Source organism: Buttiauxella gaviniae, from assembly GCF_040786275.1.
Classification (GTDB): Bacteria; Pseudomonadota; Gammaproteobacteria; order Enterobacterales; family Enterobacteriaceae; genus Buttiauxella; species Buttiauxella gaviniae_A.
This window is the reverse complement of sequence record NZ_JBFMVT010000002.1, coordinates 3,611,026-3,626,016: the sequence shown is the minus strand read 5'-3', so window position 1 is coordinate 3,626,016 and position 14,991 is coordinate 3,611,026. Positions and strand designations below refer to the sequence as shown.

At 53.0% G+C, this 14,991-nt stretch carries 18 protein-coding genes; 5 read left to right on the top strand and 13 right to left on the bottom strand.

Going from position 1 to position 14,991, the window contains the following annotated elements:
* Nucleotides 1–50 precede the first annotated feature (50 nt).
* The 3 genes from AB1E22_RS17315 to AB1E22_RS17305 all read left to right on the top strand — a co-directional run bounded on the left by AB1E22_RS17315 (nt 51) and on the right by AB1E22_RS17305 (nt 2,720).
* Nucleotides 51–458, top strand: coding sequence for a very short patch repair endonuclease (locus AB1E22_RS17315; RefSeq protein ID WP_367596468.1), 408 nt, complete (start codon nt 51–53; stop codon nt 456–458).
* 377 nt (nt 459–835) lie between these two features.
* A complete protein-coding gene (locus AB1E22_RS17310) occupies nt 836–1,669 on the top strand; it encodes an HNH endonuclease (RefSeq protein ID WP_367596467.1) in 834 nt (277 codons plus the stop codon).
* 352 nt (nt 1,670–2,021) lie between these two features.
* The gene (locus AB1E22_RS17305; RefSeq protein WP_367596466.1) at nt 2,022–2,720 is read left to right on the top strand and encodes an RluA family pseudouridine synthase; all 699 of its coding nucleotides are present in this window, start codon (nt 2,022–2,024) and stop codon (nt 2,718–2,720) included.
* Nucleotides 2,721–2,986: 266 nt separating this feature from the next.
* Here AB1E22_RS17305 and AB1E22_RS17300 read toward each other — a convergent pair whose 3' ends face one another.
* Nucleotides 2,987–3,289 carry a helix-turn-helix domain-containing protein gene (locus AB1E22_RS17300; RefSeq protein WP_367596465.1) on the bottom strand — a complete coding sequence of 101 codons (303 nt, stop codon included), beginning with the start codon at nt 3,287–3,289 and terminating at the stop codon, nt 2,987–2,989.
* A 214-nt stretch (nt 3,290–3,503) separates the two neighbouring features.
* On the opposite strand from AB1E22_RS17300, the gene cueP reads away from it, so the two are divergent.
* Nucleotides 3,504–4,058, top strand: a complete 555-nt coding sequence (cueP, locus tag AB1E22_RS17295; RefSeq protein ID WP_367596464.1) for a copper-binding periplasmic metallochaperone CueP — start codon at nt 3,504–3,506, stop codon at nt 4,056–4,058.
* Between the two features lie 40 nt (nt 4,059–4,098).
* Here cueP and AB1E22_RS17290 read toward each other — a convergent pair whose 3' ends face one another.
* Genes AB1E22_RS17290 through AB1E22_RS17275 form a run of 4 tightly spaced genes read right to left on the bottom strand, consistent with a single transcriptional unit; the run spans nt 4,099 to nt 7,147 of the window.
* Nucleotides 4,099–4,602, bottom strand: a complete 504-nt coding sequence (locus AB1E22_RS17290; RefSeq protein ID WP_367596463.1) for a nucleoside deaminase — start codon at nt 4,600–4,602, stop codon at nt 4,099–4,101.
* Nucleotides 4,603–4,616: 14 nt separating this feature from the next.
* The gene (locus AB1E22_RS17285) at nt 4,617–5,375 is read right to left on the bottom strand and encodes an ABC transporter permease (protein WP_367596462.1); all 759 of its coding nucleotides are present in this window, start codon (nt 5,373–5,375) and stop codon (nt 4,617–4,619) included.
* A complete protein-coding gene (locus AB1E22_RS17280) occupies nt 5,372–6,151 on the bottom strand; it encodes an ABC transporter ATP-binding protein (protein WP_367596461.1) in 780 nt (259 codons plus the stop codon). The genes AB1E22_RS17285 and AB1E22_RS17280 overlap by 4 nt, the downstream gene beginning before the upstream one ends.
* A gap of 9 nt (nt 6,152–6,160) precedes the next feature.
* Nucleotides 6,161–7,147: an ABC transporter substrate-binding protein gene (locus AB1E22_RS17275; RefSeq protein WP_367596460.1), complete on the bottom strand. Its 987-nt coding sequence runs from the start codon at nt 7,145–7,147 to the stop codon at nt 6,161–6,163.
* A 260-nt stretch (nt 7,148–7,407) separates the two neighbouring features.
* Here AB1E22_RS17275 and acuI point away from each other — a divergent pair, with 260 nt between their 5' ends.
* A complete protein-coding gene (gene acuI, locus AB1E22_RS17270; protein WP_367596459.1) occupies nt 7,408–8,382 on the top strand; it encodes an acrylyl-CoA reductase (NADPH) in 975 nt (324 codons plus the stop codon).
* A 101-nt stretch (nt 8,383–8,483) separates the two neighbouring features.
* Here the strand turns inward: acuI and cobT are convergent, their stop codons facing one another.
* The 8 genes from cobT to cbiM all read right to left on the bottom strand — a co-directional run bounded on the left by cobT (nt 8,484) and on the right by cbiM (nt 14,962).
* On the bottom strand, nt 8,484–9,536 hold the full coding sequence (cobT, locus tag AB1E22_RS17265; protein WP_367596458.1) for a nicotinate-nucleotide--dimethylbenzimidazole phosphoribosyltransferase: 1,053 nt from the start codon (nt 9,534–9,536) through the stop codon (nt 8,484–8,486).
* A 112-nt stretch (nt 9,537–9,648) separates the two neighbouring features.
* Nucleotides 9,649–10,392, bottom strand: coding sequence for an adenosylcobinamide-GDP ribazoletransferase (gene cobS / locus AB1E22_RS17260; protein WP_367597397.1), 744 nt, complete (start codon nt 10,390–10,392; stop codon nt 9,649–9,651).
* The gene (gene cobU / locus AB1E22_RS17255) at nt 10,392–10,934 is read right to left on the bottom strand and encodes a bifunctional adenosylcobinamide kinase/adenosylcobinamide-phosphate guanylyltransferase (RefSeq protein WP_367596456.1); all 543 of its coding nucleotides are present in this window, start codon (nt 10,932–10,934) and stop codon (nt 10,392–10,394) included. The genes cobS and cobU overlap by 1 nt, the downstream gene beginning before the upstream one ends.
* A complete protein-coding gene (locus tag AB1E22_RS17250; RefSeq protein WP_367596455.1) occupies nt 10,931–12,466 on the bottom strand; it encodes a cobyric acid synthase in 1,536 nt (511 codons plus the stop codon). Before AB1E22_RS17250 ends, cobU begins: the two co-directional genes overlap by 4 nt.
* Entirely contained in the window at nt 12,463–13,272 is an 810-nt protein-coding gene (locus AB1E22_RS17245; protein ID WP_367596454.1) for an ATP-binding cassette domain-containing protein, read from the bottom strand. The genes AB1E22_RS17250 and AB1E22_RS17245 overlap by 4 nt, the downstream gene beginning before the upstream one ends.
* A gap of 11 nt (nt 13,273–13,283) precedes the next feature.
* A complete protein-coding gene (locus AB1E22_RS17240; RefSeq protein ID WP_367596453.1) occupies nt 13,284–13,961 on the bottom strand; it encodes an energy-coupling factor ABC transporter transmembrane protein in 678 nt (225 codons plus the stop codon).
* The gene (locus AB1E22_RS17235) at nt 13,948–14,229 is read right to left on the bottom strand and encodes an energy-coupling factor ABC transporter substrate-binding protein (RefSeq protein WP_367596452.1); all 282 of its coding nucleotides are present in this window, start codon (nt 14,227–14,229) and stop codon (nt 13,948–13,950) included. The genes AB1E22_RS17240 and AB1E22_RS17235 overlap by 14 nt, the downstream gene beginning before the upstream one ends.
* Nucleotide 14,230: 1 nt before the next feature.
* Nucleotides 14,231–14,962, bottom strand: a complete 732-nt coding sequence (gene cbiM / locus AB1E22_RS17230; RefSeq protein ID WP_367596451.1) for a cobalt ECF transporter S component CbiM — start codon at nt 14,960–14,962, stop codon at nt 14,231–14,233.
* Between the last annotated feature and the right edge of the window lie 29 nt (nt 14,963–14,991).

Genomic DNA, 14,991 nt, shown 5'->3' with positions numbered 1-14,991 from the left:
TCAATGCAAAAGCGCCTTTAAACTACGGCATAACATAGCGAGGTTTTCTCATGGATACACTGACTCCGGCCAAACGAAGCTATGTTATGTCCCGAGTTAAGGGAAAAGATACTAGTCCTGAGAGAATCATCAGACGTCTCGTTTATCATGCAGGGTTTCGTTATCGTTTATATGATCCGCGACTGCCGGGCAAGCCCGATCTGGTCTTTTGGGGAAAGCACAAAGTTATCTTCGTGCATGGCTGCTTTTGGCATGGGCATGAAGGATGTCGGCGACATCGTATGCCAAAGTCAAATCAGGAATATTGGTTTGCTAAGTTGGAAAAAAACAAAGTCAGGGATTCTCTACATTTGTCAGAGCTATGCGAAATGGGCTGGCGAGCTTTGGTAGTGTGGGAGTGCGAACTTAAAGAGACGGATATCCTTCTGGAAAGATTGAAAACGTTTTTAAAAGAATGATGGACAGGGATTGAGAATGACGCTGCTTTAAAATCTGTTTCATGGGTTAAAATGGTTATCAGTTTTTGGTGTTGTTTTCGTTATTTTTTAATTTGTAAATCATATAGTTAATGACGAAGTCTACCCCAGTCAGAGGAACTAAAATTCTAGAAAAGCCCGCCTCAGCTGCCTAAGGCGGGCTTTTTACATTCGGTTGTATCTGAAGACAACTAAGAGCAAGGAGCGGAAGTTCGCAGCTGTTTTCAAATGATATCAATTACTAACATTTTCGTGTTCTAATCAACGGGTAGCAGGTCAGCTCTATTATTAATAAAAATTTGCGTATTTATACGGATAGATAGTATTTTTGTAAAAAATCCTAACAAAAGCTCACTGTAATGCATGTTTTTGATAAGAATGGCACTGAACTGAGCGCAGAGTGCTCAGTAGATGAAGAAGATGGGGTTTATGGCCTAATCCTTGAGTCTTGGGGGCCAGCACATAGAAACAAAGACTACAATATTGCCCTCGATTGTATCATTGAGCGACTGATTAATTCCGATGTAGATAATGTCGTTGTGTATCTTGCCTCATCGACAGCCAGAAAACATATGCCGTCCATAGCTGAAAGAAAAATCCATCCTGGTGAATACTTCCCTCTAGTGGGTAATAGCCCTCGAGATATTCGCCAAGAAATGTGCAGTTATCAGGCTCATTTCAGCAGAACAGGCAGAAAAGAAGTTCCATCAGGTAACAGGACCAAACGAATAATGATAAATGTTCCTAAAGTCAATAGTGGCGAATTTTGGGAACCGATAATACATGGAGAATCATTAGTTCTCTTGCAACCTACAGATGATGAGAGCATTCTGAATATAAGGGTTAGTAGATTAATAAAAAAACCTTTGAGCGAGCCCACAGGATATAAAATACCAGGCGCAGTAGAGCGACTGCAAAAGGTCTATATTAGAGATCCTGCGGTGAAAGCTTGGGTCTTGCAGCAAAGCAAGGGCGTTTGTGAAAACTGTGGTGAAAAGGCACCGTTTTATTTAAATGATGGCAGCCCATACCTAGAGGTACATCACGTGATACCTCTCTCTTCAGCCGGTGCTGATACCACAAGCAACTGTGTTGCACTTTGTCCCAATTGCCATAGGGCCTTGCACTACAGTCAAAATGCGAAAGAACTAATCGAGATGCTTTACATTAATATAGATAGATTACAGAAGTGACGGAGCTCTTTTCCAAGTGACTTGCAGATGGACAACATCCGCTTTGGCATAGAGCAGACAGCCCTTGAAGATATAACTATAGTAACGATCACCACATGCAGCGGGGAAGCTCAAACTAGGTTTATGTAACCTGCGCCTACTGGTGGTCATTCTGGTGGTCTTGACAAAAATATTTTCTCTTCTAGATTAATTATCAGTCAGTTAATGACTAAGGCGATCCCAGTCAGAGGAGCCAAATTCGAAAGCCTGCTCAGGAAACTGAGCAGGCTTTTTTGCTTTCTGGCTCTGCCTGATTCGCCACTCGCCTCAAAATTCGTTATCATCCGCACCCACTTTTCCTCCGGGTTGCCTGATGTCTACGATTATCGATACTTTTATTGCCCCACCTTGCCATTCCGAGATCGAGACGCTCTATCAGGACGATCACCTGGTGCTTATCAACAAACCCGCCGGGCTGCTCAGTCTTTCGGGGAAAAACCCGCAAAATCTGGATTCAGTGCATCATCGGTTGGTTAAGACATTCCCCGGCTGCACCCTCGTCCACCGCCTGGATTTCGGCACTTCCGGGCTGATGGTGGTTGCTCTCAATAAAGCTATCAATGCGGCACTCTGCCAGCAGTTCAGCCAGCGCACAGTCACCAAAGTGTACAGCGCCCTGCTCTGCGGTCACCTGAGCGACGACGAAGGGGTCATCGACGCTGCGATAGCCAAAGACCCGGCGCTGTTCCCGCTGATGTCGATTTGTGCCATCACCGGTAAACCCGCACGTTCGCATTATCAGGTTGTGGAGCGCTTTTATCGTGAACAGGATGACGGGACGGTACTGCCATTAACGCGGGTGCAGCTCACCCCGGAAACCGGGCGCACTCATCAACTCCGCATTCACTGCCAGCAGTTGGGCCACCCTATTTTGGGCTGCGATCTGTACGGCGGCCGCCTGCTGCCAGGTACCGAGCAAACACCTCGCCTGATGCTGCACGCCAGCGAGCTGCATTTTGTTCACCCTATCAGTGAAAAGTTGATTACAGCGCGGAATGCGAGTCCGTTTTGAATACTTATTGGGGGATTTTTAGTGTTGGATTTTGAATATGCTGATTGTTTCCACTTGACGTGCAGAGAGTTCATTCAAGTGACCAATCGAAAACTTAATAAATATATTTCAGTCACGAGCATCCGCATCATTCTATTAATTCTTTAAGCATTTTGTTATCGAAGTTATGGCTCGCCCAGAAAGCATAAGCAAACACACCAATTGCCTGGCTGATTTGCATCCCCCTTTCGCCCATGCACAGCAAAGGCATTTGCGGATGTGGAGGATTACACTGTGAAACCATATTGGCTACCGTCAGGCAGCTCAATCTCAAGGCGTAGCTTGCTACCGGTTGCCTCAACATAACGTTTTAGTGTCGACAATTTCAGATCCTGTCCCGGTTTTTCCATGCCAGCAACCGATGGCTGTTTAATGCCCAACACCTGCGCCATCTCGTTTTGCGTCTTGTTCAGGCGTTCACGTAATTCAGCAAGATGAATGTTAAGCAGCATCTCTGCCGCCTTTTCCCTGGCGTTGGCAACAACCTCAGGTTTTTCAGTCGCCAACATCTGGTCAAGAGTTCTACTCATAGATGTGATTCCTTCTTATTTAACTTTTTTGCAGATGTATACAATCTCATAACCGCCCATTAATTATAGGTTAAAACCTATATAGGCTAAACACTATAAATGAACAAAACACACACCCAACATGTAAAGAATTGCATATCTTTTTGACCCTCCCCCAAGGGGAAGGTTTAGAGTCGCAGCAGGCTCAACTGACTCTTTTGGAAAGGAATCAAAAATGAAACCAGGTTTGAAAAAACAGGCGCTTTTCGCTTTGCTGGCGCTGTGTATCAGCGGCACCACAATCGCGGCCCAATCCGATGCGGCATTTCTTGCGGAGCATGGTTTAGCGGGTAAAACCACAGAGCAAATGGTTGAGGCGATCGACAGCTCAACGCAGGCCCGTCCACTGCCTTATAACGCGGGCATCACCAGTACGGAGTTAAAACTTTCCGATGGCACGCAGCAGTTCAGCTATCCGCTGGGGGATAAGTTTTACCTCTCCTTCGCACCCTGGCTGACGCAAACCCACCCTTGTTTTAACCACAGCCTTTCCGGTTGCCGGGGCGAACTTGCGAACACGCCGTTTGATGTGAAAGTTACAGACAAAAACGGCAACGTTTTAGTGCAGAAAAAGATGACCAGCCACGCCAACGGGTTCGTCGGTATCTGGCTGCCGCGGGATATGGAAGGCACGCTTGAGGTGAGTTATCAGGGCAAAATTGCCAGCGCGCCTATTGCGACACATCAAAGCAGCCAGACGTGTTTAACCACGCTTCAACTGCAAGGTTAACTTCCCAGGTTCAGCGCCGTGTCATTCGGCGCTGAAGCATTTATCGCGCCGCCCAAAAAGCCTGTTGCATGGCTCGCGTCTCCTCCATAATTTCCGGCACCGGGCCAATCAGTTCCACCGCCTTCTGGCAGTGTTCAAAGACATATTTCGACGACACGCTCATGGTCGGGTTTTCTTCATGGCTGCCTGTGGCTTCCAGCAACTGGCTTTCATACATCCCGAAAACCACCCGCCCGATATTCGCCCAGTAGGCGGTTCCCGCGCACATACAGCACGGTTCTACCGCGGTGTACAACGTGCATTGCCATAAATAGTCAGCCGTGTAATTGCTGGCAGCAATGCGTGCCAGCGTCGATTCCGCATGGTTTACCGTGTCGATATTGCACTGCTCAAGCAGGATAGTTTCGTTATCCGGCGCGACCAGCAGCGCACCGAAAGGATGGTGCCCCAGCGCAATTGCCCGCTCGGCAACGGCATTGGAACGGCGCAGATGGCGCAGAATCTGTTCTTTGCCCGGCGCAGGCCCACGTTTTAAGTCTGGCATTTCACACTCCTCTTCTATTTCGCGTCAATGCTCCACGGGAACAGGCGTCTTTGCAGCCAGCTCACCAGCCCGTAGAGCGTCAAACTGCACACCACCAGCAGGAACAGGCTGGCAAAAGCCAGGGGAATTTTGAACGACGACGTACTGAATAAAATCAGGTAGCCAAGCCCCTGATCCGCTGCAACAAACTCCGCCACCACGGCACCAATTATCGAAAGGGTAATCGCCACTTTTAACGCACTGAAAATATACGGCACTGCATAAGGCATGCGGATTTGCCAGTATTCACGGTTGCGCGGCGCACGCAGCGTTTTTGAAAGTTCCAGCAATTCAGCGGGGACGGCATTCATGCCGGTTGCGGTAGAGATAACCAGCGGGAAAAAGGAGATAAGTGTTGTGATGACCACGCGCGGCAGCATGCCTGAGCCGAGCGTCACCACGATAATCGGCGCAATCGCCACCACCGGCGTGGACTGAATCACAATCAGCCAGGGGAGCACCAGGCGGGCGAGCAATTTTGAGCTGACAATCGCGATGGCAAGCGGCAGCGCAATCACAATCGCTAGCAGAAACCCGCTCAACGCCACGCTTAACGTCGCCGTAATATGGGTCAGCCAACGCCCAGCATCCAGCGAGCTGACAGAATCAAAAATCGCGGACGGCGACGGCAGGATAAACACCGGAATCGCGAATAATCTGCACGCCCCTTCCCAGAGCAAAACCGCCGCAATCAGCGCCAGCAGTGCAATGTATTTTTCCAGAAAAGCTCTCATGCAGGCTCCTTGCGGCGGCTAAACACTTTATGGCGAATCTCCGCCGTAAGCGCATGGAACAGCGGATGGTTAAGCGTTTCTTCATCTCTCGGGCGCGCCAGCGGTACATCAATAATCTCGCTCACCCGCCCCGGCCTTGCGCTCATAACCACGATACGGTCAGAAAGTAACAGCGCCTCCTGAATGGAGTGCGTCACAAACAGCACCGTTTTGGGGCGTTCATTCCAGATACGCATTAATTCAAAACTCATTTCGTCACGCGTCAGGGAATCGAGCGCGGAAAAGGGTTCATCCATCAGCAGAATATCCGGGTCATGCAGCAAAGACCGGGCGATGGACACGCGCTGTTGCATGCCGCCGGAAAGCTCCGCCGGGCGCTTACCGGCAAACTGCGTCAGGCCCGTCATCTCTAACAGTTCACGCCCGCGGGCAATGTCTTTGGCATCGACTCGGCCATATTTGTGTTTCATCGGAAACGTGATGTTATCCAGCACGTTAAGCCACGGCAGCAACGTCGGCTTCTGGAACACAAAACCCATTTCGTCACGCGGCTCAGTCACCGGTTTTCCGTACACCGAAATCGTGCCGCTGCTCGGTTTGAGTAAACCGGCGATCAAACGCAAAATGGTCGATTTCCCGCAGCCCGACGGGCCAATAAACGAAACAAATTCATGGCGACGGAGCGTGAGATTCACCTCATCCAGCGCCGTGACCTGGGTACCATCCGCCGAAATAAACGTCTGGTTAACGTGGCTAAGTTCTATAACAGGCTGCATGGCATTCCCTTATTTAGCGAGGTAATGGCGATCGACCAGCGTTTCCGGGTTCACTTTATCGAGGGGATATTTCATCGATTTCGCCACCCACTCCCAGGTGTCTTTGAGCAGTGCCGGGTCGAATTGCCCCAGGCCGTCACGCTGGCTGATTTCATTCTCAATCAGCGGTTTTGTGACGTTAAATTCGGCTTCCAGCATGGCGACATCCGCTTCCGGCACCATCGCCTTTTGGTCAGCGGCCGCTTTGTCTGGGTGCGCAAGGCTAAATTCAATCGACTTTTTCGCCGCACGCAGGAAGCGCGCAACCACATCCGGCTTTTCGTTGATAAGCTTTTCAGAGGCGAAATAGGACAGGCCGTAACCATTTAAGCCGTAATCCGTCCACGCCAGTTCGAGCGGTTTTTTACCCACCTGCGCAAGCGTCGCTTCTACTCCTGGCCGGTTGGTTGACCACACGACAACGCCGTCAACGCGCCCTTGCGCCAGCATTGGTACCAGCGTGCCGGGATCGGCCTTGATCTGTTTTACGCTATCGGGATCGACGCCGTTGTTTTGCAGCATGATGGGCAAAATCGCGTTAGAGGCCGAGAATGTCGGAATGCCCAGCGTTTTCCCCTTCAGGCTTTTCATGTCAGTCACACCGCTGCCCTGCCAGGTGTAAATCGCGTCAGGCTGTTTTGAGTAGATGCTCATGATGGCTTTTACCGGAATGCCGCCTTCGGCCTGCGCCATCATGAGTGAGGCAATACCACCGGTGCCAATATCTGCCGCACCGGAGGCGATTTTAGTTAGCGTGTCGCTGCTGCCCCGGCCCGGTAAAATAGTGACATCGAGCCCCTCTTCGGCATAAAACCCCTCTTTTACGCCCACAAAAACAAACGCTTTATCACCGCCGTTGGGCATCCAGTCGAGCTGCAACTTTAGTTTATCGACCGCCACGGCATGCGCACTTGCCAGGGCCAGGGCTACTGCGGTGGTGAGTGGTAATAGACGCATGCTTATCTCCTCAAAGGTGGTCGAATCCGCCCGACGGGCATATGTGAAACATTTGTCACAACAACGAGAAACATTTGTTTCAAACATACGAGGAGTAAGGTTAAAAGTTAAAATAGGAAAATCTTATAGGCCTGCTAAAAAGCAGGCAATTAACAAGGAATTGCACGGGTCTTCTTTATTCTCACCGGCTTCGGGTATACCGTGTTGGGCATTAGAAACATCTCAACCGAAACGCTCGGTGCATAGAATGAGGATTCGTTATGAAAGCAGTGGTACTTGAACAAGTGGAAGGCCAGACTCAGGCCGAAGTAAAACAGATTTCCTTCCCGGCTGAAGAGCTTGGAAATGTGTTGGTCGACGTTGAGTGGTCAAGCCTGAACTATAAAGATGCCCTGGCGATCACCGGTAAAGGCAAAATCATCCGCAACTTCCCGATGGTGCCAGGGATTGATTTCGCGGGCCGCGTGGCAAGCAGCAGCGACGCCGCTTTCAGCGCGGGCCAGAAAGTGGTGCTGACCGGTTGGGGCGTGGGTGAAAATCATTGGGGCGGCCTTGCCGAACAGGCTCGCGTCAAATCTGAATGGCTGGTTCCCCTGCCTGCGGGCCTGAGCGCACGCAAAGCGATGATCGTCGGTACCGCGGGTTTCACGGCGATGCTGTGTGTGATGGCACTCGAAGATGCGGGCATCACACCGGAAAGCGGTGAAGTGGTTGTGACCGGTGCCAGCGGCGGCGTGGGCAGCACCGCTATCGCTCTGCTTCATGCGTTGGGCTACCAGGTTGTGGCCGTTTCTGGCCGCGAATCCACCCATGACTATTTACGCCAGTTAGGCGCCAGCCGTATTCTGCCGCGCAGCGAATTTGCCGAAACGCGCCCGCTGGAAAAACAGGTCTGGGCCGGTGCGGTCGATACCGTTGGCGGCAACGTGCTCGCTAAACTGCTGGCGCAAATGAACTACTCCGGTTGTGTCGCAGCCTGCGGCCTGGCGGGCGGTTTCTCTCTGCCAACCACCGTGATGCCATTCATTCTGCGTAACGTGCGTCTGCAAGGCGTGGATTCCGTAAGCGCCCCGCAAGAACGCCGCATCGCTGCGTGGAAACGCCTGGCTGAATTGCTGCCAGAAAGTTTCTACGAAACGGCAACAACGGAAATTACCCTGGAGCAAGCGCCACAGGTTGCTGAGAGTTTCATGAGTAATGAGATTCAGGGACGTACGTTGGTGAAGGTGAAATAAACCGTCTGTGAGTGTCGGGTGGCGCTAGCGCTTACCCGACCTACAACTGATTGATTTGTCGGTCGGATAAGCGTACGCGCCATCCGACATGACTTAACTATTTAAGATGGCAACACAATATTGCTGTCTGCCAACGACCCCATATTGTTGTGCATCGCACAGGCCGCATCCACTAAATGCATCGCCAGCGCCGCGCCGCTGCCCTCACCTAAGCGCATACCCATCTGCAAATACGGCTCAAGCCCAAGTTTATTCATCGCAATCACCGCCCCTTTTTCAGCAGAAAGATGCGACGGGATTAAGTAATCGCGTACGCCCGGTGCAATCTGGCAGGCCGCCAGCGCCGAAGCGTAGGAGAGGAAACCGTCGAGAACCACCGGGAGCCCCGCCGCCGCCGCACCTAACATCACGCCCGTCATCCCAACCAGGTCAAAACCGCCCACCTTCGCCAAAACATCAATACCGTCTGCGGCATCGGGCTGATTGGTTTCGATAGCGTTGCGCACCACCGCGATTTTGTGGTGCATTTTGTCACTTGGGAAGTTTGCCCCCATACCCACCACGTCATCCGGCGCGCTGTCCGTTAACACGCTGACCATCGCAGCCGCAGGCGTAGTGTTCGCCATGCCCAGCTCACCCACGCCAAACAGCGTGATGCCTTGTGCCGCTTTTTCCATGGTGAGTTTCATGGTTGCCAGCAACAACTCTTCAGCCTGTTGGCGGCTCATCGCCGGGCCTTGCGCAATATTGCCGCTGCCGCGAGCGACTTTCATATCCAGCACGCCAGGCAGCGGATCGCTGTCGATACCCACGTCAACCACATGAATTTCCGCGCCAACCGTCTTGCCCAACACGCATACGCCGGTGTTGTGGCGCGTCATATTCATCGCCTGAATCGCGGTGACGATTTGCGGGGAAATCGCCACCCCCTCGGCATACACACCGTGATCGGCACACATCACAAGAATTGCTTTGCGTTGGGTATTCAGGCCGTTTTTCATCCCGGGCATCCCCGCCAGTTGCACGGCTAGCGCTTCAAGGCGCCCCAGGCTACCAAACGGTTTTAGCAGGCCATCAATATGCTGTTGCGCGCGCGCCATGGCTTCGCTATCCAGCGGGGAGATCATTGCCAATAAAGAGTTCAGTGTTTGCATTTTTTTATTCTCAGATAAGCATGGGATAAAATTATTGCGGTGGATGGCGCTACGCTTATCCCCCCTACGAAATTGAAACCGTAGGTCGGATAAGCGCAGCGCCATCCGACGATTAACGCAACAGCGCCAGCAAGAAAACAACTTCGCCTAATTCAATAGCAGCACCCAGCGTATCGCCGGTTTGCCCGCCGAGCGTGCGCTTGAGCATCCAGCCCAGACCCCACATAGCGATCAATGTGATGCCAAATGCCAGCAGGCCCGATGCAGGCAGCAGAACGGTGCATAACCCCGCGCCACCCGCCAGCGTCAGCAGCGTTTGCGTCCCGGTTACTTTACCGATGAACAGATTTCCCAGCCCTTTTTCGCGGGCATAATTATGGCGATACATCAGCAAAACAGACGCCGAACGCCCGGCGACAGAGGCCGCGGCTAATAGCGCCAGCATATTGCCGCCGCGCAGAGCCAGCTCGCTCACCACCAGCACCTTCATCACAATCACAAAGATCAGCGCCAGCCCGCCGTGGGTGCCAAGGCGGCTGTCGCGCATAATCTCTAACATGCGATCGCGGGTTCGCGCCGAGAAAATTCCGTCGCAGGTATCGGCGAGGCCATCAAGGTGAAAACCGCCGGTAATTAATGCCAGCGCCAGAACATAACCCAACGCCGCCAGCGGTAATCCCGCCCACGGTTGCAGCAGCGTGAATATCCCGCCCGCGATGGCGCCCAGCACCAGGCCGACAAACGGGAAAGTGACGATACCGCGCACATATTGGTTCGTTTCGATGCCATCCGCCCAGCGAACGGGAACGGGAATGCGGCTCATAAACTGCAACGTGGCGAAGAACAAACGGAAGATCATTTAATTTTTACTCCAATCCCTGAAACAACGAGCCATACCTCGTCGGCGTTTTGCGCCAGTCGTTGATTGACCCGCCCTGCTATATCGCGGAAATGGCGCGCCAGGCGGTTTTCCGGCACGATGCCCATCCCCACTTCGTTAGTCACGAGGATCACTTCCGCAGGGCTTGCCGCGCACGCGTCCAGCAAACGATCAATTTGCTGATTCACCGCCTGCTCCACCGCCGTAAAATCCCAGTCATCTTCTGGCTGGCTGCCCGCGAAGTCGTACATTACGTTGGTAATCAGCGTAGTGATGCACTCCAGCAGCACCGCTTCCTGGGCGGAATTGTGCTCGTTAATAACCGTATTGAGCTCGCGATACTGCTCCACGGTGCGCCAGTGTGCGGGACGGCTGTCGCGATGATGCTGAATGCGTTGTTCCATTTCCGCATCGAAAACTTTCGAGGTGGCGATATAAATCACACGGCCAAAATCTGCTGCCAGCCGTTCAGCATGACCACTTTTGCCGCTGCGCGCGCCACCGGTCACTAATTTCATACCGCTTGCTCCTGGTGCTCGCGCATAATCTGGTAAATACGCGAAATATCAATGTGTTCACGCATTGCATCGGCCAGTTTTGAGAACTGATGATCTTTATGTTTTTGATAGTCAAACGCTTCGCCATCCCAGGCGTTTAGCCCTTTGCGCTGACGTAAACCGTCGAGCAGGCTGCGGGTAAATTCACCGCTATCAAACAGGCCATGCAGATAGGTGCCCAGCACTCGCCCGTCATGGCTAATTGCGCCGTCAACATTATGATAAGGCTGCATATTACATTGGGTAAACGTGGCAAACGCAGAGGTGTTTTCCCCGCGTGTTGTTTCGCCCATATGAATTTCATAACCCTGCAACGGCGCGCCTGAACTTGCCGAAAAAATTCCGAGCAGGTGAGTCTGAACATTGCCTGCCACGCGGGTGGTGGTTTTTTCGTTAGCAAAACGGGTGACGACATTAAGCAGGCCAATGCCCGGCATCTCACCAAGCCCGGATTCCACTTCGTCGTAAATATGCTGCCCGAGCATCTGATAGCCGCCGCAAATACCCAGCACCGCGCCGTCTCGGCTATGGTGTGCCAGCAGCGCCTTCTCGAGGCCGTTTTCACGTAGCCAGCGCAAATCGCCGAGGGTATTTTTGCTGCCCGGCACAATCACCAGGTCGCTGTTTTTCAGCTCTTCGGGCTTGCTGACATAACGCAGGCGCACGTCAGGCTGCGCTGCGAGGGCGTTAAAATCGGTGAAATTCGACATGTACGGCAGTTGCAGCACCGCCACATCCAGCTCTTTTGGCGTCACGGCATCATATTTCCCGCGATCCAGCACCACGCTGTCTTCGTCTTCCAAATCGACATCCAGCCACGGCATTACGCCCAACACCGGCACGCCGGTTAACGCTTCGATTTGTTCGATCCCGGAATAAAGCAGCGCCACATCGCCACGGAATTTGTTAATGATGACGCCTTTGACGCGCCACTTTTCATGCTCAAGCAGCAGCGCGATGGTGCCGTAAATCGCCGCGAACACGCCGCCCCGGTCGATATCCGCCACCAGAATGACCGGGCATTCGGCCAATTCCGCCATGCCCATATTGACGATATCGCGATCACGCAAGTTGATTTCAGCCGGGCTGCCCGCCCCCTCAAGCACCATCACGTCATGCTCGGACGCCAGGCTCTGGTAGACCTCGCGGATCTGCGTTTTCAACTGCGGTTTGTAGTTGTGATAAGTCACCGCATCCATATTAGTGGCGACTTTACCCATCAACACCACCTGCGCTTTGCGGTCGCTGGTCGGCTTTAGCAGCACCGGATTCATGCGCACATCGGGGGCGATGCCCGCCGCTTCGGCCTGGAAAATCTGCGCCCTGCCCATCTCTTTACCGTCCGGCGTGATGCCAGAATTGAGCGCCATATTTTGCGATTTAAACGGCGCGGTGCGGTGGCCATCCTGGGCAAAAATTCGGCAAAGCCCTGCCACCAGCATACTTTTGCCGACATCCGAGGCGGTGCCCTGAATCATGATAGCGAGGCTCATGCAGGTTCCTTTAATACGCGCAAGGCGTTGAATAATTGGGTTTCAGTTTTGCACAGCGGGAAGCCGAGTTCGGTGTGTAATTTGACCAGCCACGGCTGGACCAGGCCTGCATCATGCAGCATGTCTGCCTGGCTAAAGACCTCGCTGGGTTCACCTTCAGCCATAATTTTCCCGCCGTTCAGCACATACACGCCGTCGCAGACTTCGTAGATCAAATCAATGTCATGGCTTGAGATCACCACGTGTTTTCCCTGGGCGGCAATGCGGGCGATGATGTCAATCATCTGCTGGCGGCCAGAAGGGTCAAGCCCGGCGGTAGGTTCGTCCAGCAACAAGTAGTCCGCTTCCATCACCAGCGCCCCGGCAATCGCCACGCGTTTCTTTTGCCCGTGGCTTAAATACTGGATCGGTTTATGGCGAAAAGATTGCGCGTCGACAAGCTGAATGGCGTGCTCTACGCGGCGGCTAATTTCCGCTTCATCCACGCCCAGGTTACGCAAACTAAAGGCGATGTCGCTATCAATATCGGTATAGAAAATCTGCTGTTCCGGGTCCTGGAAGACGGTAGTGACACGTTGGCGGTGCTCGATAAGCCCGGCTTTGCTGTAATTGAGCGGTTTGCCTTGCCACAACACAGCGCCCTGCTGGGGGCGCAAAACACCGTTCAGATTCATAAACAGCGTGGATTTCCCGCAGCCGTTTTCACCGACAATCCCGGTCACCGCGTAACGTCCAAAATCAAACGTTAAGTCATGCAGAACGGTCTCATCCTGATAGCGAAAAGATAAATTTTGGGTAGCAAGCATCGGTGCGGCTCTCAAAGGTGGAAATCACCCTGGTAAAGTTTGACATCCAGCGTCGTGACCATGTGTTGATAACGCAGCAGCACGCGGGAAAACAGCATACTGACTAACATCGCAAGCGACCGGTAACCGCCGGGCAAAGTACGATACCCGAAACGCAATGACTGAGCACGGTGAATGGCCTGCGCCTCGTCCAACAGAATAAAAATAAAACGCCAGGTGAGCAGGATTTGCTCGGTGAGCAAACGCGGCACCCTTAGCCGTTTCAGCAGGATAATCAATTGCGGAAACGGTAGATTCAGTACCAGCCAGTAGGTGGCCGCCAGTGCCGCAAGGCTGCGCCAGAAAGTCTGATTGGCGATAACCACCCCTTGTGTATCAATGCCGATATAAAACGAGCCGAGCGGCACGCTCCACCACAGCGCCTGTGCCTGATGGGCGGCGCTAAAGATAATCGTCACCACGCCGACCAGCAAAAAGCCCAGCGGCACCGCCAGCCAGCGCAGATAACGCCCCGGCCCCACGCGCAATAACCAGCAGGTGAAAGCGGCGATACACAGCAGCAAAAGCGCTTGCCCCACCGGGGGAAGCGCAAAGGCCAGAGCCATCATCACCAGATATAACGCGAATTTGCGCAGCGGCGAAACGCGGCACCAACGGCTTTGGTAGCTGAGTTTATCAATCCCCAGCATGGTCTTCGCGTCTACCCCGGTAAAAACCCAGAATATAGAAAATCACCGCGGTACCCAGCGAACCTTGCAGCGTAAACAGCAGGCTTTCAATTTCGCCACTGGCAGGTTCATACAACGGTTTAAACCACGGTTTGTAATCAGGTGCGACAACCAGGATCTGGCCTTCGGCCTGATCGTCGGAACCGCCATATTCACCGCCGTGGGAGATAAAGAATGGCACAATCATTAATGCCACAACCAGGGCGAGCAGAATCAGGGTCTTTTTCATGTTATTGGCTCCTGGCAGGAAGCAACTGGCGCTTCGTTAACTGGTCGTAAATCATCACCGTCAGCAGGCCTTCAGCAATGGCGATCGGGATCTGCGTCAGGCAGAAGATCCCCATGAATTTCATGGAAGAACCGGTGACGCCAAAGTGCGGGTCGGGGAAGGCCACGCCAAGCTGAATAGAGGTCACAAAATAGGTCGTCAGATCGGCAATCATCGCGCATAAGAACACGCCGACATCGCGGCGAAAACCGGCTTTACACGCCAGTTTCCACACCAGATAGCCGACAATCGGGCCAATTACCGCCATCGACATGCCGTTTGCGCCGAGGGTCGTCAGGCCGCCATGCGCCAGCAACAGTGCCTGGAATAGCAGCACGATGGCACCTAAAACCGCCACCACGCCAGGCCCAAACAGAATGACAGCAAGGCCTACCCCCGTTGGATGCGAACAGCTACCGGTAACGGAAGGAATTTTCAGCGCCGAGAGCACAAAAATAAACGCGCCGCACAGCGCCAGCAGCACTTTTTGATTGCTGTCGTGCGCAACGATCTGGCGCAAACGCACCAGCCCAACGTACAGGCACGGCAAGAACAAAACCCACCACGCCAGCGCCCACATCGGCGGCAGAAACCCTTCCATGATATGCATGGCGAAGGCTTCCTGCGGCACGATGAGCAGCAGCATGCCCATGCCCAGGCCGCTCAATGAGAGTTTTTTAAGTAACGATTCCATGATTTTCCTTTAATGTCGGATGGCGCTTC